This is a genomic window from Enterobacter sp. EGD-HP1, assembly GCF_000733275.2.
In the GTDB taxonomy this organism is placed as follows: Bacteria; Pseudomonadota; Gammaproteobacteria; order Enterobacterales; family Enterobacteriaceae; genus Enterobacter.
This window is the reverse complement of record NZ_AVOP01000012.1, coordinates 245191-264153: the sequence shown is the minus strand read 5'-3', so window position 1 is coordinate 264153 and position 18963 is coordinate 245191. Positions and strand designations below refer to the sequence as shown.

At 56.9% G+C, this 18963-nt stretch carries 17 protein-coding genes; 4 read left to right on the top strand and 13 right to left on the bottom strand.

Annotated elements, in window-relative coordinates; translation table 11 throughout:
- Positions 1-13 precede the first annotated feature (13 nt).
- From lysS to xerD, 5 genes are all read right to left on the bottom strand, one after another.
- Positions 14-1531, bottom strand: coding sequence for a lysine--tRNA ligase (lysS, locus tag N037_RS10345; RefSeq protein ID WP_029740338.1), 1518 nt, complete (start codon positions 1529-1531; stop codon positions 14-16).
- A gap of 9 nt (positions 1532-1540) precedes the next feature.
- A protein-coding gene (gene prfB, locus N037_RS10340; RefSeq protein ID WP_096059326.1) for a peptide chain release factor 2 occupies positions 1541-2639 on the bottom strand; the annotation gives its coding sequence in 2 pieces (ribosomal slippage) (positions 1541-2563 and positions 2565-2639; 1098 coding nt in all).
- Between the two features lie 90 nt (positions 2640-2729).
- Positions 2730-4463, bottom strand: a complete 1734-nt coding sequence (gene recJ, locus N037_RS10335; protein WP_032640705.1) for a single-stranded-DNA-specific exonuclease RecJ — start codon at positions 4461-4463, stop codon at positions 2730-2732.
- A 5-nt stretch (positions 4464-4468) separates the two neighbouring features.
- Positions 4469-5182 carry a bifunctional protein-disulfide isomerase/oxidoreductase DsbC gene (dsbC, locus tag N037_RS10330; protein ID WP_023333302.1) on the bottom strand — a complete coding sequence of 238 codons (714 nt, stop codon included), beginning with the start codon at positions 5180-5182 and terminating at the stop codon, positions 4469-4471.
- Between the two features lie 28 nt (positions 5183-5210).
- Complete coding sequence (gene xerD, locus N037_RS10325) at positions 5211-6107, bottom strand: site-specific tyrosine recombinase XerD (protein WP_032640703.1); 897 nt, start codon at positions 6105-6107, stop codon at positions 5211-5213.
- A 101-nt stretch (positions 6108-6208) separates the two neighbouring features.
- Here xerD and fldB point away from each other — a divergent pair, with 101 nt between their 5' ends.
- Positions 6209-6730 (top strand): flavodoxin FldB, encoded by a 522-nt coding sequence (gene fldB, locus N037_RS10320; protein ID WP_023333304.1) that lies wholly within the window; start codon positions 6209-6211, stop codon positions 6728-6730.
- Positions 6731-6736: 6 nt separating this feature from the next.
- Here fldB and N037_RS10315 read toward each other — a convergent pair whose 3' ends face one another.
- On the bottom strand, positions 6737-7147 hold the full coding sequence (locus N037_RS10315; RefSeq protein WP_023333305.1) for a protein YgfX: 411 nt from the start codon (positions 7145-7147) through the stop codon (positions 6737-6739).
- A complete protein-coding gene (gene sdhE, locus N037_RS10310; protein WP_010435322.1) occupies positions 7128-7394 on the bottom strand; it encodes an FAD assembly factor SdhE in 267 nt (88 codons plus the stop codon). The genes N037_RS10315 and sdhE overlap by 20 nt, the downstream gene beginning before the upstream one ends.
- Positions 7395-7688: 294 nt before the next feature.
- On the opposite strand from sdhE, the gene ygfZ reads away from it, so the two are divergent.
- A complete protein-coding gene (gene ygfZ, locus N037_RS10305; RefSeq protein ID WP_032640701.1) occupies positions 7689-8669 on the top strand; it encodes a tRNA-modifying protein YgfZ in 981 nt (326 codons plus the stop codon).
- An 84-nt stretch (positions 8670-8753) separates the two neighbouring features.
- On the opposite strand, the gene trhA is transcribed toward ygfZ, so the two are convergent.
- Positions 8754-9413 carry a PAQR family membrane homeostasis protein TrhA gene (trhA, locus tag N037_RS10300; RefSeq protein ID WP_023333307.1) on the bottom strand — a complete coding sequence of 220 codons (660 nt, stop codon included), beginning with the start codon at positions 9411-9413 and terminating at the stop codon, positions 8754-8756.
- A 265-nt stretch (positions 9414-9678) separates the two neighbouring features.
- Here trhA and N037_RS10295 point away from each other — a divergent pair, with 265 nt between their 5' ends.
- A complete protein-coding gene (locus tag N037_RS10295; RefSeq protein WP_023333308.1) occupies positions 9679-10410 on the top strand; it encodes a MurR/RpiR family transcriptional regulator in 732 nt (243 codons plus the stop codon).
- 116 nt (positions 10411-10526) lie between these two features.
- Positions 10527-11960: a 6-phospho-beta-glucosidase BglA gene (gene bglA / locus N037_RS10290; RefSeq protein ID WP_023333309.1), complete on the top strand. Its 1434-nt coding sequence runs from the start codon at positions 10527-10529 to the stop codon at positions 11958-11960.
- Positions 11961-12038: 78 nt separating this feature from the next.
- On the opposite strand, the gene N037_RS10285 is transcribed toward bglA, so the two are convergent.
- The 5 genes from N037_RS10285 to ubiI form a co-directional block, all read right to left on the bottom strand.
- Positions 12039-12782: an SDR family oxidoreductase gene (locus N037_RS10285; protein ID WP_032640699.1), complete on the bottom strand. Its 744-nt coding sequence runs from the start codon at positions 12780-12782 to the stop codon at positions 12039-12041.
- A gap of 70 nt (positions 12783-12852) precedes the next feature.
- Positions 12853-15726: an aminomethyl-transferring glycine dehydrogenase gene (gcvP, locus tag N037_RS10280; protein WP_032640697.1), complete on the bottom strand. Its 2874-nt coding sequence runs from the start codon at positions 15724-15726 to the stop codon at positions 12853-12855.
- A gap of 127 nt (positions 15727-15853) precedes the next feature.
- Entirely contained in the window at positions 15854-16243 is a 390-nt protein-coding gene (gene gcvH, locus N037_RS10275) for a glycine cleavage system protein GcvH (RefSeq protein ID WP_008499718.1), read from the bottom strand.
- 23 nt (positions 16244-16266) lie between these two features.
- Positions 16267-17361, bottom strand: coding sequence for a glycine cleavage system aminomethyltransferase GcvT (gcvT, locus tag N037_RS10270; RefSeq protein ID WP_032640695.1), 1095 nt, complete (start codon positions 17359-17361; stop codon positions 16267-16269).
- 397 nt (positions 17362-17758) lie between these two features.
- A complete protein-coding gene (gene ubiI / locus N037_RS10265) occupies positions 17759-18961 on the bottom strand; it encodes an FAD-dependent 2-octaprenylphenol hydroxylase (protein WP_032640694.1) in 1203 nt (400 codons plus the stop codon).
- Between the last annotated feature and the right edge of the window lie 2 nt (positions 18962-18963).

The following is an 18963-nucleotide window of genomic DNA, read 5'->3' as shown; positions in this document are numbered from 1 at the left end:
ACATCTTGACGCCTTATTTCACCGGGCGCATCGCCGGGAACAGGATCACGTCACGGATGGTGTGGCTGTTGGTGAACAGCATCACCATACGGTCGATACCGATACCCAGACCTGCCGTTGGTGGCAGGCCGTGCTCCAGCGCGGTCACGTAGTCTTCGTCGAAGAACATCGCTTCGTCGTCGCCTGCCGCTTTCGCGTCAACCTGATCCTGGAAGCGTTGAGCCTGGTCTTCCGCATCGTTCAGCTCGCTAAAGCCGTTGCCGATTTCACGGCCGCCGATGAAGAATTCGAAGCGATCGGTGATTTCCGGGTTCTCGTCATTACGACGCGCCAGCGGGGAGACTTCAGCCGGGTATTCGGTGATGAAGGTCGGCTGAATCAGATGCGCTTCGGCCACTTCTTCGAAGATCTCGGTCACGATACGGCCCAGACCCCAGCTCTTCTCAACCTTGATACCGATGCTTTCCGCGATCGCTTTCGCAGAGTCGAAGTTATCCAGATCCGCCATGTTGGTTTCCGGACGGTATTTCTTGATCGCTTCGCGCATGGTCAGTTTTTCGAACGGCTTGCCGAAGTCGAAGACTTCTTCACCGTAAGGAACCTGCGTGGTGCCCAGAATATCCTGCGCCAGGGTGCGGAACAGGGATTCGGTCAGCTCGATCAGATCTTTGTAATCCGCGTACGCCATATAGAGTTCCATCATGGTGAACTCTGGGTTATGACGAACGGAGATACCTTCGTTACGGAAGTTACGGTTGATTTCGAACACGCGGTCGAAACCACCGACGACCAGACGCTTCAGGTACAGTTCCGGCGCGATACGCAGGTACATGTCCAGGTCCAGGGCGTTGTGATGGGTGATGAACGGACGCGCAGACGCGCCGCCAGGGATCACCTGCATCATTGGGGTTTCCACTTCCATAAAGTCGCGGTTCACCATGAACTGGCGGATACCGGCCATGATCTGGGAGCGAATTTTGAAGGTCTTGCGGGAGTCATCGTTAGAGATGAGATCCAGGTAGCGCTGACGATAGCGCGCTTCCTGATCCTGCAGGCCGTGGAATTTGTCCGGCAGAGGGCGCAGGGCTTTGGTCAGCAGACGCAGCTCGGTGCAGTGGATAGACAGTTCACCGGTTTTGGTTTTGAACAGTTTACCTTTCGCGCCCAGGATATCGCCCAGGTCCCACTTCTTGAACTGCTCGTTGTAGATGCCTTCCGGCAGGTCGTCACGGGAAACGTACAGTTGAATACGGCCGCCAACGTCCTGCAAGGTCACGAAGGAGGCTTTACCCATGATACGACGGGTCATCATGCGGCCTGCAACGGCCACTTCAACGTTCAGCGCTTCCAGCTCTTCGTTCTCTTTCGCATCGAAGTCAGCGTGCAGTTGGTCTGAGGTGTGGTCACGACGAAAATCGTTCGGGAACGGCACGCCCTGCTCGCGCAGCGCTGCCAGCTTCTCGCGGCGGGTTTTCAGTTCGTTGTTAAGATCGACTACCGCGTCAGCGCCCTGTGCTTGTTGTTCAGACATGTTGGTTCCTCATAACCCTGCTTTCAAACTTGCTTCGATAAATTGGTCCAGGCTGCCGTCCAGCACCGCCTGCGTGTTGCGGGTTTCAACCCCGGTACGCAGGTCTTTGATGCGGGAGTCATCAAGGACGTAAGAACGGATCTGGCTGCCCCAACCGATGTCGGACTTGTTGTCTTCCATCGCCTGTTTCTCAGCATTTTTCTTCTGCATCTCCAGCTCATAAAGCTTCGCTTTCATCTGCTTCATGGCCTGGTCTTTGTTCTTATGCTGGGAACGGTCGTTTTGGCACTGTGTTACCAGCCCGGTTGGAATGTGGGTAATACGCACCGCAGATTCCGTACGGTTAACGTGCTGACCACCCGCACCGGATGCGCGATAAACGTCGATACGCAGGTCCGCCGGGTTAATTTCGATATCAATATCTTCATCAACTTCCGGATAAACAAACGCGGAGCTGAAGGAGGTATGACGACGGCCACCGGAGTCGAACGGGCTCTTACGCACCAGGCGGTGAACGCCGGTTTCGGTACGCAGCCAGCCATAGGCGTAATCACCGATGATCTTGATGGTCACGGATTTAATACCGGCCACTTCACCTTCAGACTCTTCGATAATTTCGGTTTTGAAGCCGCGCGCTTCGGCCCAGCGCAGGTACATACGCGTCAGCATGCTGGCCCAGTCCTGCGCTTCGGTGCCGCCAGAACCAGCCTGAATATCGAGATAGCAGTCAGCGCTGTCGTATTCGCCGGAGAACATACGGCGGAATTCCAGCTGCGCCAGCTTCTCTTCCAGCACGTCGAGTTCTGCCACGGCTTCGTTAAAGGTTTCTTCGTCGTCGGCTTCGACGGCCAGCTCCAGTAAACCGGAAACATCTTCCAGCCCCTGGGCCATTTGATCCAGCGTATCTACGATAGCTTCGAGAGAGGAACGCTCTTTACCCAGCGCCTGTGCGCGTTCAGGTTCGTTCCAGACGTCCGGCTGTTCCAGCTCGGCGTTTACTTCTTCAAGACGCTCTTTCTTGGCATCGTAGTCAAAGATACCCCCTAAGAACGTCAGAGCGCTCCGTGAGGTCCTGAATACGGTTTTTTACCGGATTAATTTCAAACATGGTCTGTTTTCTTTTATGGACTTGTCAAAATGCGGTGATAAGAGCGGGATTGTACCGAATCCACGCCCTTTTTTATAGAGATTACTGCCGCTAAATTGGCCAGATATTGTCGATGATGATCTGAAGGGTGCGGTTACCGCGAAACTCGTTGATGTCCAGTTTGTACGCCAGCTCAACCTCGCGCACGCCGTTGTCCGGCCATACCGCCGTGTCAACGTTAAAGGCAATGCCGTCGAGCAGCGGGCCGCCGCCCACGGGCTCGACCATCACTTTCAGATGACGTTCGCCGACGATACGCTGCTGCAGCAGGCGGAAACGCCCGTCGAACAGCGGTTCCGGGAACATCTGCCCCCATGGGCCAGCATCGCGGAGCATTTGCGCCACGTCCATCGTCATCTCAAGCGGTGAAAGCTCGCCATCGGACACCACTTCCCCCTGCAACAGAGCCGGATCGATCCACTCGGTGACCAGTTCGCCAAACAGACGCTGGAACTCGTCGAACTTCGCCTCTTCCAGCGACAGGCCTGCCGCCATCGCGTGACCGCCGAACTTGATCATCAGACCCGGGTACAGCGTATCAAGACGCTCCAGCGCATCGCGCATGTGCAGTCCCTGAATCGAACGACCGGAACCTTTCAGCGTGCCGTCGCCCGCGGGGGCGAACGCGATGACCGGACGGTGGAAACGCTCTTTAATACGCGACGCCAGAATCCCGACCACGCCCTGATGCCACTCAGGATGGTACATCGCCAGGCCGCCCGGCAGCGTATCGCCGCTGCGCTCCAGCTTTTCGCACAGGGTCAGCGCTTCGGCCTGCATCCCCTGCTCAATCTCTTTACGGGTCTGGTTGAGTGCGTCCAGCTCGTTGGCCAGCACGCGTGCTTCACCAATGTTATCGCACAGCAGCAGCGCCACGCCGACGGACATATCGTCCAGTCTTCCGGCTGCGTTAAGACGCGGCCCGAGGGCAAAGCCCAAATCGCTTGCCGCCAGCTTGAGCGGATCGCGGTTGGCAATCTCCAGCAGCGCCTTGATCCCCGGACGGCACTTGCCTGCCCGGATGCGGCTTAAGCCCTGCCAGGTCAAAATACGGTTATTGGTATCAAGCGGCACCACGTCGGCGACGGTACCCAGCGCCACCAGATCGAGATATTCGGCCAGGTTCGGTACGGCAATACCGCGGGAATCGAACCAGCCCTTATCGCGTAACAGGGTACGCAGCGCCAGCATCAGATAAAACGCCACGCCCACGCCTGCGAGGGATTTCGACGGAAAATCGCAGTCGCGCAGGTTAGGGTTAATAATCGCTTCCGCTGCGGGCAACGTTTCGCCCGGCAGATGGTGATCGGTGACCAGCACCGGGATCCCCAAAGCGTGAGCACGATCGACGCCCGCATGAGAAGAGATCCCGTTATCGACGGTCATGATCATCTGTGCACCACGGGCGTGGGCCTGATCGACCACTTCCGGGCTGAGGCCATAGCCGTCTTCAAAACGGTTCGGCACCAGATACGTGACGTTATCGCAGCCCAGCGCGCGCAGGCTGAGCACGCTCAGCGCGGTGCTGGTGGCGCCGTCGGCGTCGAAATCCCCTACCACCACTATTCGCGTTCCCTCACGCAGGGCGTGGTAGAGCATTTCAGTGGCTTTTTCGATGCCGTTCAGCTGCTGCCAGGGCAGCATCCCTTTCACGCTGCGTTCAAGATCTTCAGCGCGACGCACGCCGCGGCTGGCGTAGAGGCGCTTCAGCAGCGGCGGGAGATCGTCCGGTAAATCAACCGGTTCAACCGCCTCGCGGCGGCGCAATTTTATCGGGGCTTTCACGCGGATTATTTACCACTCACCTGTTTCTGGTGCGCGTCGAGGAACTCTTTCATCTCTTTCGGTCCCTGATAGCCCGGAACGACATACCCGTTGCTCAGGACAATCGCTGGCGTACCGCTCACGCCAAACTGCACGCCGAGCGCGTAGTGGTTAGCAATGTCGATATCGCAGGAGGCTGGCTTAACCTCTTTTCCGCTCATCGCATCATCAAAGGCTTTGTTGCGGTCTTTCGCACACCAGATCGCCTTCATGTCCTGCTCTGGCTGGCTCTGCACGCCCGCGCGCGGGAAGGCCAGGTAACGCACGGTGATGCCCAGCGCGTTGTAGTCTTTCATCTCTTCATGCAGCTTGTGGCAGTAGCCGCAGGTGATGTCGGTGAAGACGGTAATGACGTGTTTTTCCTGCGCCGCTTTATAGACGATCATCTCTTTTTCGAGCGCGTTCAGGTTTTTCATCAGCAGCTGGTTGGTGACGTTCACCGGCTGCGCGCCGCTCACGTCGTACATTGGCCCCTGAATAATGTGTTTGCCGTCTTCGGTGACGTACAGCACGCCGCTGTTGGTCAGTACCGTTTTCATGCCGGCAACCGGTGCAGGCTGAATATCGCTACCGGTGACGCCAAGCTTAGCCAGCGACTGTTTGATGGCGGCGTCGTCCGCATGGGCGAAACCGGTAAATGAGGCTGCCAGCAGGGTGAACAGCGCGAAAGACTTTTTCATATGTGATCCTGTTACAATTCATCGGCACTCACGCACGAGGGTGGTGCTGTTGGTGTAGCTGCCGCAGGCGTTCCGTCGCGACATGGGTGTAAATCTGCGTCGTGGAAAGATCGCTGTGGCCCAGCAGCATCTGCACCACGCGTAAATCAGCGCCGTGGTTTAACAGATGCGTCGCGAAGGCGTGACGCAATACGTGCGGCGAAAGCTTTTCACTGTCGATACACGCCAGTGTGGCGTAATGCTTGATGCGATGCCAGAACGTTTGCCGCGTCATCTGCTGGGCGCGCTGGCTCGGAAACAGGACGTCGATAGACGTACCATTGAGCAGCCACGGACGACCGTGCTCCAGGTACGTTTCCAGCCAGTAAACCGCCTCTTCACCCAGCGGAACCAGCCTCTCCTTGTTTCCTTTCCCGATGACGCGCACCACGCCCTGACGCAGGCTGACGTCGCTCATCGTCAGGCCAACCAGTTCCGAAACGCGCAAGCCGGTAGCATACAATAGCTCAAGCATGGCTTTATCGCGTAACTCCAGCGGCAGGTCAACAGCCGGTGACTGTAATAATCTCTCAACTTGTGCTTCGCTGAGATCTTTCGGCAGCCGCTGCGGAAGCTTAGGAGATGCCAGCAGCGCGCTGGGATCGTCTTCGCGAATCTTCTCCCGGTAGAGATGCTGGAACAGCCGACGCATGGCGCTGAGCAAACGCGCGGAACTGGTGGCTTTATAGCCCCCCGCGATACGTTCCCCAAGCAGCGCCTGCAGGTCGTCACGTTGCGCACTCGCGAGGGATAACCCCCGGTGTGCAAGCCACTCCACCAGCATGGTAAGATCGCGACGGTAGGCGCTGAGGGTATTCTCGGCCAGATTTTTCTCCAGCCACAGCGCGTCGAGAAACTGTTCGATCAGTGCGAGATCCTTTTCCACATCAGCCCCTTTGATTCTGCAGTCAGGCCATTATGCCTGATTGCGACCGGTTTCTGGTACACTACGCGCAAAGTCAACGCAAGAATTGAGATAGTTACGCGATGAATATTGGTCTGTTCTATGGTTCCAGCACCTGCTACACCGAAATGGCGGCAGAGAAAATTCGCGACATCATTGGCCCGGAACTGGTGACGTTGCATAACCTGAAAGATGACGCGCTAACCCTGATGGAGCAGTATGACGTGCTGATCCTCGGCATCCCGACATGGGATTTCGGCGAGATACAGGAAGACTGGGAAGCTATCTGGGACCAGCTTGATACGCTCAACCTCGACGGCAAAATCATTGCCATGTACGGCATGGGGGATCAGCTGGGTTACGGGGAGTGGTTCCTGGACGCGCTCGGCATGCTGCATGACAAACTGGCGCCGAAAGGGGTGTCGTTTATCGGCTACTGGCCAACCGAAGGTTACGAGTTCACCAGTAAAAAACCGATTATTGCCGACGGCGAGCTGTTTGTTGGGCTCGCGCTGGATGAAACCAATCAGTACGATCTCAGCGATGAGCGCCTGCAAAGCTGGTGCGAGCAGATTCTGGGCGAAATGGCAGAAAAGTTTAGCTAACGCGCGTTACTCCTGCGTCGTCTGCTGCAACAGCATCCGGCGCAGGTCCCGCCACTCGGCAGCATCCATACTGTCAGCCGCCAGCCACAGATGCTGGCAACGCCCACCGTCCACCTTGCGTAACCGCAACATCATGCCGGAGTTAAGCATCCAGGGCATACCGAGAATCTCCCACTCTTTTCCCTGCCAGCGCAGGCGGGAATCCATCAGTAATTTAATCTCTCCCTGACGGGCATTAATGCGACGCTGGCTGCGTACGCTGTCAAAAACGACAAACGACAGTAACAGCAGCCACAGCGGCGTATAGCTCAGCGGCCACGGCATCAGTAACACAAAGGCCGCAACCAGGCCGTGGAGCAATAAAGACATCCACTGCGAGCGCCACGAGACGCGAAGATCAGATTGCCACAGGACCACGTTCCCGATTCCGTGTTTGAATTAATTGCACCATCCGTTGCAACTCGGTGTCGGCGGGTTTGCCGTGGTTCATCAGCCAGTTGAACAAATCCGGATCGTCAGACTCAAGCAGGCGAACAAACAGACGCTTATCGTCATCGCTTAAGCTGTCATACTCATATTCGAAGAAAGGCATGATGGAAATATCAAGTTCACGCATGCCGCGACGGCACGCCCAGTGAATACGGGCCTTGTTGTTAATATCCATGTTCAGTTTCCTGCATTACGTTTGGCACAGTCGGTACCCCGTTCAGTGTTCTTTATTTCTCTACGGGGACACCAGCTAGTGTAACGTGTTTTTGACCGTTTCATTACTGGAATATTGCGATCGCCGAGCAGGCTTCCAGAATAATCCCTACAAAGACAGCGGATTACATTATTTTGCGTAGCGCTACGCATAACCGGTTTATGGCACAAATGGTCTGTTGAAAGCGCTTGCATTGCCTGCAGGCTCTTTTACCATTAGGCATTATCAAAGCGTTAAGCAATTCAGGATATCGTTATGGCATTTACACCATTTTCTCCTCGCCAGCCCGCCGCCTCTGCGCGTCTGCCGCTGACGCTTATTTCTCTTGATGACTGGGCGCTGGCAACGCTCACCGGTGCCGACGCCGAAAAATACCTGCAGGGCCAGGTGACCGCCGACGTCAGCCTGATGACCGAACACCAGCACCTGCTGGCCGCGCACTGCGACCCAAAAGGCAAAATGTGGAGCAATCTGCGCATCTTCCGCCGTCAGGACGGCTTTGCCTTTATTGAGCGCCGCAGCCTGCAAGAGGCCCAGCTCAAAGAGCTGAAAAAGTACGCGGTCTTTTCCAAAGTCACTATCACCCCGGATGACGAACATGTCCTGCTGGGTGTGGCCGGTTTCCAGGCGCGTGCGGCGCTGAAAAATCTCTTCAGCGAACTGCCGGATGCAGAAAAGCAGGTGGTCAGCGAAAGCGCGACCTCCATCCTGTGGTTTGAACACCCGGCGGAGCGTTTCCTGTTAGTCACGGATGCGGCAACCGCCGAACGCGTGACCGACGCGCTGCGCGGCGAAGCGCAGCTCAACAACAGTCAGCAGTGGCTGGCGTTGAACATCGAAGCGGGTCTGCCGGTGATTGACGCCGCAAACAGCGCGCAGTTTATTCCTCAGGCGACCAACCTGCAGGCGCTGGGGGGGATCAGCTTTAAAAAGGGCTGTTACACCGGCCAGGAGATGGTGGCGCGTGCAAAATTCCGCGGCGCAAACAAACGTGGGCTGTGGACGCTGGCAGGCCATGCCAGCCGTGTACCTGAAGCGGGTGAGGACTTAGAGCTGAAGATGGGTGATAACTGGCGCCGCACCGGCACCGTGTTAGCCGCCGTACAGCTGGATGATGGACGTCTTTTGGTTCAAGCCGTCATGAATAACGACATGGAAGCCGACAGCGTGTTCCGCGTGCGTGACGATGCGAATACGTTGAGTATTGAGCCGCTGCCGTACTCTCTGGAAGAGTGATGCCGTATCGCCCGGTGGCGCTGCGCTTACCGGGCCTACTTATCCCGTAGGTCGGGCAAGGCGAAGCCGCCACCCGACAAAAAACTACACCTGCCCCACATACAAATAAATCGCCAAAAAGTGGCACACGCTGCCGCCCAGCACAAAGCCGTGCCAGATGGCATGGTTGTACGGGATGCGCTTGCAGACGTAGAAAATCACGCCGAGCGAATACACCACGCCGCCTAATGCCAGAAGCGTTACCCCTCCTACCGACAGTTTGACTGCGAGTTGATACACCACAATCAGCGACAGCCAGCCCATGGTCAGATAGGTGACCAGTGACAGCACCTTAAACCGGTGCGCTATGGTCAGCTTAAACAGGATCCCCAGCAGTGCCAGGCTCCAGATAACAATCATCAGGCCACGCGACAGCGGTGAGTTGAGCCCCACCAGCAGAAACGGCGTATAAGTACCTGCAATTAGAAGATAGATAGCGCAGTGGTCAAATTTCTTAAGCCACGTCTTGGCCCGCTGATGCGGGATGGCGTGGTACAGCGTCGACGCCAGGAACAGCAGGATCATGCTCCCGCCATACAGGCTGTAGCTGGTAATGGCCATCGCGCTGGCATTGGCGTCCACCGCCTGCACCAGCAATAACACTAAACCGACAATCCCAAACACCAGGCCAATGCCGTGGCTGATGCTGTTGGCTACTTCCTCAGCCAGCGAATATCCCTGCGCGATTAATGGTCTGCTCACCATACAAAACTCCGGGAAAACAAAAGATGATTATTCATCGCACAACTATGCTAACTGAGAATGATTCCAGTGAACACCTGTTAGCTAAAAAAAATTCATTTCAAAATTTATAACTAAAAATCAGAGACATAAAGAAATCTTTCACCTAACAATTGTTCACATAAAAATTTAATCATTATGAATCAAGAGCATAAAAATGGATCCTGGCGTCTGGGTGCATGTTATGATGTGACGATGAGATCAGAATGAGAGTTATGCCATTGTGAGTATGTTCACCCACTCCGCCATTGCCAGTCTCAATAACCTGGAGATGATGGTCTACAACTATGTCATAAAAAATCGTGACAAAGTCATGTATATGACCATCCGCGAGCTGGCGGATGCGGCGGGCGTCTCAACCACCACTATCCTGCGCTTTTGCCGCAAGCTTAACTGCGATGGATACTCGGAGTTTCGCGTGCGCTTTAAGCTTTATCTTGAACAGAACGAGCCCCAGCAGGCGAACTTCGGTGCCAGCGAAATTATCAGCTTTTTTAAAAGCGTGAATAATGAAGAGTTCGACGCGTTATTGGATAATGCGGTAGATATTATTTTATCGTCCGAGCGAATTATATTTGTCGGTGCCGGAACATCGGGTTCGCTGGCAAAATATGGCGCACGTTTCTTTTCTAATATCGGGAAATTCAGTAACCATATTGATGACCCTTATTTCCCGGTCACCAACGATATGGCGAAAAATGCGCTGGCGATTGTGCTCTCCGTCTCGGGTGAGACCGAGGAGATCCTGCGCTTCGCCAGCCAGTTCAGCCTGCATCACTGCAAGGTGCTCTCCATTACCAGCCACGAGCACTCGCGTCTCGCAAAACTGGCGGACTTTAATCTCTCCTGGCATGTTCCTCAGACGCGTATTGCAGGCGTCTACGACATCACCACGCAAATTCCCGTCATTTATATTCTGGAGTCTCTCGGACGTAAACTGGCGAAGAAACTCACAGAATAAAACACCTTGTTTTTTTGATGTGACAAATCACATTTACTGTGAATTGTTATATCGTGACATTTAATTTCGCTTTGCTAGACTCGATGCCAATAAGCCATTTATTGAGAATAGCAGCGATGAAAAAATTGACCTTACCAAAAGATTTTTTATGGGGCGGCGCGGTTGCGGCTCACCAGGTTGAAGGCGGCTGGAACAAAGGCGGAAAAGGGCCAAGCATTTGCGACGTATTGACCGGCGGCGCGCACGGCGTGCCTCGCGAAATCACACAGGAAGTGGTTCCGGGGAAATACTACCCCAATCATGAAGCCATCGACTTCCACGGCCACTATAAAGAAGATATCAAGCTGTTTGCCGAGATGGGTTTCAAGTGTTTCCGCACCTCTATTGCCTGGACGCGTATCTTCCCGAACGGTGACGAAACGCAGCCAAACGAAGAGGGGCTGAAGTTCTACGACGACATGTTCGACGAGCTGCTGAAATACAACATCGAACCGGTGATCACCCTCTCCCACTTCGAAATGCCGCTGCACCTGGTGCAGGAGTACGGTAGCTGGACCAACCGTAAAGTGGTCGATTTCTTTGTGCGCTTCGCGGAAGTGGTCTTCGAGCGCTACAAAAACAAGGTCAAATACTGGATGACCTTCAACGAAATCAACAACCAGCGTAACTGGCGCGCGCCGCTGTTCGGCTACTGCTGCTCGGGCGTGGTCTATACCGAACATGACAATCCGGAAGAGACCATGTACCAGGTCCTGCACCACCAGTTTGTGGCCAGCGCCCTGGCGGTGAAAGCCGCGCGCCGCATCAATCCGGAGATGAAAGTCGGCTGCATGCTGGCCATGGTGGCGCTCTATCCGTTCTCCTGCAAACCGGAAGACGTGATGTTCGCCCAGGAATCCATGCGCGAGCGCTATGTCTTTACCGACGTCCAGCTGCGGGGTTACTACCCGTCCTACGTGCTGAACGAGTGGGAGCGCCGTGGCTTCTCCATCAAGATGGAGGCAGGCGACGAGCAGATCCTGCGTGAAGGCACCTGCGACTACTTAGGTTTCAGCTACTACATGACCAACGCGGTGAAAGCAGAAGGTGGTACCGGCGATGCCATCTCCGGTTTCGAGGGCAGCGTGCCGAACCCGCACGTGAAGGCGTCCGACTGGGGCTGGCAGATTGACCCGGTAGGCCTGCGTTATGCCCTGTGCGAACTGTACGAACGTTATCAGAAGCCGCTGTTTATCGTGGAAAACGGGTTCGGCGCCTACGATAAGGTGGAAGAAGACGGCAGCATCAACGATGACTATCGCATCGACTACCTGCGTGCCCACGTGGAAGAGATGATCAAAGCCGTCACCCACGATGGCGTGGATCTGATGGGCTATACGCCATGGGGCTGCATCGACTGCGTGTCGTTCACCACCGGCCAGTACAGCAAGCGCTACGGCTTTATTTACGTGAACAAACACGACGACGGCACGGGCGATATGTCGCGTTCCCGCAAGAAGAGCTTCGAGTGGTATAAGGGCGTGATTGCCAGCAACGGCGAGGCGCTGTAATTTTTTTGCCCGGTGGCGCTGCGCTTACCGGGCCTACACGGATCGTAGGCCGGGTAAGGCGAAGCCGCCACCCGGCGCTTACTTCCCGCCCGCTAACTCAATAAAGCTTCCCGTTACGTACGACGCCTTCTCGCTCAGCAGCCAGACAATCGCCTGCGCCACCTCTTCCGGCTGGCCGCCGCGCTGCATCGGCAGCAACGATTTCACGCGATCCACGCGCCCCGGTTCACCGCCTGACGCATGGATATCGGTATAAATCAGCCCTGGACGGACGCAGTTGACGCGAATGCCCTGCGCCGCCACCTCCAGCGATAGCCCGGTGGTTAGCGAATCCACCGCCCCCTTCGACGCGGCATAATCCACATATTCACCCGGCGCGCCCAGACGCGATGCCGCGGAAGAGACATTCACGATCGCCCCACCCTTGCCGCCATGTTTGAAGGACATGCGCTTTACCGCCTCACGGCAGCAGAGGAAGTAGCCCGTGACGTTGGTCGCCAGAACGCGGTTAATGCGCTCGGCGGACAAATTCTCGATAGTCGATTGCTCAAACAGAATGCCCGCATTATTGACCAGCGCACGAAGCGGCTCGCCTTCACGATCGAGGCTGTCAAACATCGCCAGCACCTGGGCTTCATCACTGATATCTGCGCGGACGACAAAGGCTTTACCGCCCGCTTCAACGATCTGGTTGATCACGTCCGTCGCGGCCTTAATGTTGTGGTGATAGTTCACCGCCACGGTATAGCCTTCGCGTGCCAGCTGCAGCGCGGTGGCTTTCCCTATGCCCCGGCTGGCGCCGGTGACCAGTGCAATTGCCATTTTCCTCTCCCAATAAAAAAGCCGGGTGGCGGCTTCGCCTTACCCGGCTTACGTTACTACATCAGCAATATTACTGGTATTCGCTCATCGGCACGCAGGAGCAGAACAGGTTACGGTCGCCGTAGACGTCATCAAGACGCTTCACGGTCGGCCAGTATTTGTTTGCCACGCCTGCCGGGAAGACCGCCAGCTCGCGGGAATAACCGTGGTTCCACTCTGCGACCAGCTCGTGCTGGGTGTGCGGTGCGTTGACCAGCGGGTTATCTTCCAGCGTCCACTCGCCGTCCTGCACGCGGTCGATCTCCATGCGGATGGCCAGCATCGCGTCGATAAAGCGGTCCAGCTCGGCTTTGCTTTCAGATTCCGTTGGCTCCACCATCAGCGTACCCGCTACCGGGAACGACATGGTTGGCGCGTGGAAGCCGTAGTCGATCAGACGCTTGGCGATATCCAGTTCGCTAATGCCGGTCTGCTCTTTCAGTGGACGAATATCAAGGATGCACTCGTGCGCCACGCGACCGTCGCGGCCGGTATAGAGCACCGGGAAGGCGGACTTCAGGCGAGTCGCAATGTAGTTGGCGTTGAGGATCGCCACCTGGCTCGCTTGCTTGAGTCCTTCCGCACCCATCATGCGGATATACATCCAGCTGATTGGCAGGATAGAGGCGCTGCCGAACGGTGCCGCTGAGACCGCGCCCTGACGGGTCAGCATGCCTTCAATCTGCACCACGCTGTGGCCCGGCACAAACGGCGCCAGGTGCGCTTTCACGCCGATAGGACCCATGCCCGGGCCGCCACCGCCGTGCGGGATGCAGAAGGTTTTGTGCAGGTTCAGGTGCGACACGTCCGCGCCGATAAAGCCCGGAGAGGTGATGCCAACCTGAGCGTTCATGTTCGCGCCGTCGAGGTAAACCTGACCGCCGAACTGGTGTACCACTTCGCACACTTCGCGGATGGTCTCTTCGTACACGCCGTGGGTTGACGGGTAGGTCACCATGATACAGGAGAGCTTATCGCCCGCCTGCTCGGCTTTCGCACGCAGGTCGGCCAGATCGATGTTGCCGTTCTTATCGCACGCCACCACTACGACTTCCATGCCCGCCATCTGGGCAGAGGCCGGGTTGGTCCCGTGGGCGGAGCTTGGGATCAGGCAGATATCGCGGTGGCCTTCGTTGCGGCTTTCGTGGTAGTGACGGATCGCCAGCAGGCCCGCGTACTCACCCTGCGCGCCGGAGTTCGGCTGCATGCAGAGCGCGTCGTAGCCGGTCAGCTTCACCAGCCAGTCGGAAAGCTGGTTGATCATCATGTGATAACCTTCCGCCTGCTCTGGCGGGCAGAACGGGTGCAGCTCGGAGAATTCAGGCCAGGTGATCGGGATCATCTCTGCCGCGGCGTTAAGCTTCATGGTGCAGGATCCCAGAGGGATCATCGCCTGGTTTAGCGCCAGATCCTTGCGCTCCAGAGAGTGCATATAGCGCATCATCTCGGTTTCGCTGTGGTAGCGATTAAAGACCGGATGCGTCAGGATCGCGTCATTGCGCAGCATGCTTTCCTGAATGGAGCGGCTGTCGAGCGCGACCTCTTTGTCGAGCGCATCAATGTCCAGACCGTGTGCGTCACCCAGCAACACGCTGAACAGGTTCAGGATATCGTCGCGGGTGGTGCTTTCATCCAGCGTAATGCCAACGGCGTTGTGGATGTCGCTGCGCAGGTTGATCTCTGCCGCGTTCGCGCGCGCCAGCACGGCCGCTTTGTCCGCCACTTCCACACACAGGGTGTCGAAGTAGTGAGCGTGGCGCAGCTTAAGGCCTTTCTGCTGCAGACCGCAGGCCAGAATATCGGCCAGACGGTGAATGCGGCTGGCAATGCGCTTCAGGCCAGCCGGGCCGTGGAACACGGCGTACAGGCTGGCGATGTTTGCCAGCAGCACCTGGGAGGTACAGATGTTGGAGTTCGCTTTCTCGCGGCGGATATGCTGCTCGCGGGTTTGCATCGCCATGCGCAGCGCGGTGTTACCGGCAGCATCTTTTGAGACGCCGATAATACGGCCAGGCATAGAGCGTTTGAATTCATCTTTCGCGCCGAAGAACGCCGCGTGCGGGCCGCCGTAGCCCATCGGCACGCCGAAGCGTTGCGCTGAACCGAAGACAATATCCGCGCCCTGTTTGCCCGGCGCCGTCAGCAGCACCAGCGCCATAAAATCGGCGGCAACGCTGACAACCACTTTGCGGGATTTCAGCTCGGCAATCAGCGCGCCGTAGTCGTGAACTTCGCCGGTGGTACCTACCTGCTGCAGCAGCACGCCGAAGACGTCCTGGTGATCCAGCACTTTGTCAGCGTCGTCGACGATCACGTCAAAGCCGAAGGTTTCCGCACGGGTGCGCACCACGTCCAGCGTCTGAGGATGCACGTCCGCCGCCACGAAGAAGCGGTTGGCATTTTTCAGCTTGCTGACGCGTTTTGCCATCGCCATCGCTTCGGCGGCAGCGGTCGCTTCATCCAGCAGCGAGGCGGAGGCGATATCCATACCGGTCAGATCCAGCGTCACCTGCTGGAAGTTCAGCAGCGCTTCCAGGCGGCCCTGGGAGACTTCTGGCTGATAGGGGGTGTAAGCGGTGTACCAGCCCGGGTTTTCCAGCATGTTGCGCAGGATAACCGGCGGCAACTGCACGTTGGTGTAGCCCATGCCAATGTAAGACTTATAGCGCTTGTTCAGGCCTGCGATAGCCTTCAGCTCCGCCAGCGCGGCGAATTCCGTAGTGGCTTCCCCCGCCTGAGGCGGCGTGGCAAGCTGGATGTCTTTTGGCACAATCTGGCCGATCAGTGCGTTTAATGAATCCGCGCCAACTGTCTTCAGCATCTCCTGCTGTTGCTGAGCATCCGGCCCAATGTGACGTTCAATGAAGGCGCCACGGTTTTCAAGCTGGCTTAAAGTCTGTGTCATGAGCGATGGTTCCTGAAACGTGCAGTGAATCGTAATTATCTGTAACGCTGTTGCCCGGTGGCGCTAACGCTTACCGGGCCTACGTAGAGCTGTAGGTCGGATAAGCGCAGCGCCATCCGGCACAACGTTATTCGTCTTCCAGTAGTGCTTCGTACGCGGTCGCATCCAGCAGCGCGGCAACCTGAGATTCGTCGCTGGCTTTGATCTTGAAGATCCAGCCGCCTTCATAAGGCTCGCTGTTCACCAGCTCTGGCGAATCGCTCAGCGCGTCGTTGACGGCAACGATTTCGCCGCTTACCGGGGCATAAATGTCAGAAGCCGCCTTAACGGACTCCGCTACGGCGCAGTCGTCGCCCGCGCTAACGGTCGTGCCCACGTCAGGCAGGTCAACAAACACCATGTCGCCCAGCAGCTCCTGCGCGTGCTCGGTGATCCCAACGGTGTAAGTGCCGTCCGCCTCTTTACGCAGCCACTCGTGTTCTTTGCTGTATTTCAGTTCTGCTGGCACATTGCTCATTGAAGTTCTCCTGATAAAAATGATTAGGCGACCGGCTTACCGGCGCGAACAAAAATCGGTTTGGTTACGTTGACCGGCATTTCGCGGTTGCGGATTTGCACCACCGCCGTTTCGCCAATACCCGCCGGCACGCGTGCCAGTGCAATACTGTAGCCCAGCGTCGGGGAGAAGGTACCGCTGGTGATCACGCCTTCGCGATGATTGCCGTCGGCATCGGTGAAGCGCACCGGCAGTTCGCCGCGCAGCACGCCTTTTTCCGTCATCACCAGACCCACCAGCTGTTCAGTGCCCTTCTCGCGCTGCATCTCCAGCGCTTCACGGCCAATAAAGTCACGGTCAGCCGGTTCCCACGCGATGGTCCAGCCCATGTTGGCGGCCAGCGGAGAGACGCCTTCGTCCATCTCCTGACCGTAGAGGTTCATCCCCGCTTCCAGACGCAGCGTATCGCGCGCGCCCAGACCCGCAGGCTTCACGCCCGCTTCCACCAGCGCGCGCCAGAAATCAGCGGCTTTCTCGTTCGGCATGGCAATTTCGTAGCCCGCTTCACCGGTGTAGCCGGTGGTGGCGATAAACAGATCCCCCGCCTGCACGCCGAAGAACGGCTTCATGCCTTCGGTTGCTTTGCGCTGCTCGTCAGTAAACAGAGACGCGGCTTTCGCCTGCGCGTTCGGCCCCTGCACGGCGATCAGCGACAGATCGTCACGGACGGTGATGTCGATGGCATAAGGTTCGGCGTGTTGGGTGATCCAGGAGAGGTCTTTTTCGCGGGTAGCGGAGTTTACAACGAGGCGGAAGAAATCTTCAGTGAAGTAATAAACGATAAGGTCATCAATCACGCCGCCCGAGGCATTCAGCATGCCGGTATAGAGCGCTTTACCCGGCGTCTTCAGTTTGGCGACGTCGTTTGCCAGCAGATAACGCAAAAACTCCCGGGTGCGGCTACCGCGCAGATCGACAATCGTCATGTGGGACACGTCGAACATACCGGCATCGGTGCGCACCGCGTGGTGCTCATCAATCTGCGAGCCGTAGTGCAGCGGCATCATCCAGCCATGGAAGTCCACCATGCGGGCGCCGCATAACACGTGTTGTTCGTACAAAGGAGTCTGTTGAGCCATCTTGTCCTCGTTGAAAAATTCACCGTGAAACCCGGTATCGGCCTCGTTCCCGAGTGCCGACGCAAACGTTCTCTTTTACCTGAACTTACCACCGAAACCGGCGGTTAACCATAAGGCAAAACGGGTCATCACATTAGCTTATGACCAAAAAACGCTGAAAAGCCTACAGAGTTATTCACTGGAAAAATGCGATTAAACCCGCACAAAATTAACAATGCTCTAACAGGATTTAGCACATGGTGATATTTCGTGCGGAAAAACGGGCCGAATTTCCGTAACGACAAAAACGTGACATTAGATTATCTAATGCGAAAAATGAGGTGAAATTAGAATATTTCAAACGAGGGAATTTCCCCGGCGCAGAGGCCGGGAAAATAAAGTGTGACAGGGGTCTAAATTAACGTAGCCAGTCCGGCAGGTCGTTAAGACCCATCGCCTGACGGAGGAGTTGAGGTTTAACACCCGGGAGGGTGTCAGCAAGCTTGAGTCCGATATCGCGCAGCAGTTTTTTCGCCGGATTGGCTCCGGCAAACAGCTCGCGGAAGCCCTGCATGCCCGCCAGCATCATCGCCGCACTGTGCTTGCGGCTGCGCTCGTAGCGACGCAGGTAGAGATGCTGACCGATATCTTTGCCTTCGCGATGCAGGCGACGCAGCTCGTCAACCAGCTCCGCCGCGTCCATAAAGCCAAGGTTAACGCCCTGCCCGGCCAGCGGATGAATGGTATGGGCCGCGTCCCCCACAAGCGCCAGCCGGTGCGCGGCAAACTGACGCGCGTAGCGGCCGGTTAACGGGAACACCTGACGCTCGCTTTCAAGGGTGCACAGGCCCAGGCGGTTATCAAACGCCACGCACAGCGCCTGGTTAAAGGCATCCGGCGTCGCCTCCTGCATCAGCTGCGCTTTTTCCGGCACCAGTGACCAGACAATCGAGCACAGGTGCGGATCGGCAAGCGGCAGGAACGCCAGAATGCCGTCGTTGTGGAAAATCTGCCGCGCCACGCCGCCGTGCGGCTCCTCGGTACGGATCGTCGCGACCAGAGCATGATGGCGGTAATCCCAGAAGGTCAGCGGGATATCGGCTTTGTTGCGCAGCCAGGAGTTGGCACCGTCAGCACCGACCACCAGACGCGCGGTCAGCATGTCGCCGCTTTGCAGGGTGATAAACGCCTCGTTTTCCCCCCACGCCACCTGCTGGATCTGCGCAGGCGCAATCAGGGTCACGTCGCTGCACTGCTGCGCTTTCTGCCACAGCGCGTGGTGGATCACCGCGTTTTCGATGATATGACCCAGATGGCTATAGCCCATGCTTTCATCATCAAAAGCAATATGACCAAAGCTGTCTTTATCCCACACCTCCATGCCGTGATAGCAGCTGGCGCGCTGCGCCACAATATCTGCCCAGACGCCAAGGTGCGTCAGCAATTTCTCGCTGGCGGCATTGATCGCCGAGACGCGGAGTTCCGGCGGAGCATCTGGTGCAACGGGCTGAGGCTGCTTTTGCTCCAGCACCGCCACGCGCAGGCCGCTGCCCTGTAAACCACAGGCCAGCGCCAGTCCGACCATACCGCCGCCAACGATGGCGACATCAACATTTTGCACGG

Excerpts from the sequence above, each read along its gene's own strand:
- trhA (WP_023333307.1), bottom strand. The coding sequence starts at position 9,413 with ATGGTGAGCAGACCATTAATCGCGCAGGGATATTCGCTGGCTGAGGAA.
- gcvH (WP_008499718.1), bottom strand. The coding sequence starts at position 16,243 with ATGAGCAATGTGCCAGCAGAACTGAAATACAGCAAAGAACACGAGTGG.
- gcvT (WP_032640695.1), bottom strand. The coding sequence starts at position 17,361 with ATGGCTCAACAGACTCCTTTGTACGAACAACACGTGTTATGCGGCGCC.
- dsbC (WP_023333302.1), bottom strand. The coding sequence starts at position 5,182 with ATGAAAAAGTCTTTCGCGCTGTTCACCCTGCTGGCAGCCTCATTTACC.
- fldB (WP_023333304.1), top strand. The coding sequence starts at position 6,209 with ATGAATATTGGTCTGTTCTATGGTTCCAGCACCTGCTACACCGAAATG.
- sdhE (WP_010435322.1), bottom strand. The coding sequence starts at position 7,394 with ATGGATATTAACAACAAGGCCCGTATTCACTGGGCGTGCCGTCGCGGC.
- ygfZ (WP_032640701.1), top strand. The coding sequence starts at position 7,689 with ATGGCATTTACACCATTTTCTCCTCGCCAGCCCGCCGCCTCTGCGCGT.
- gcvP (WP_032640697.1), bottom strand. The coding sequence starts at position 15,726 with ATGACACAGACTTTAAGCCAGCTTGAAAACCGTGGCGCCTTCATTGAA.
- N037_RS10295 (WP_023333308.1), top strand. The coding sequence starts at position 9,679 with ATGTTCACCCACTCCGCCATTGCCAGTCTCAATAACCTGGAGATGATG.
- lysS (WP_029740338.1), bottom strand. The coding sequence starts at position 1,531 with ATGTCTGAACAACAAGCACAGGGCGCTGACGCGGTAGTCGATCTTAAC.
- N037_RS10285 (WP_032640699.1), bottom strand. The coding sequence starts at position 12,782 with ATGGCAATTGCACTGGTCACCGGCGCCAGCCGGGGCATAGGGAAAGCC.
- bglA (WP_023333309.1), top strand. The coding sequence starts at position 10,527 with ATGAAAAAATTGACCTTACCAAAAGATTTTTTATGGGGCGGCGCGGTT.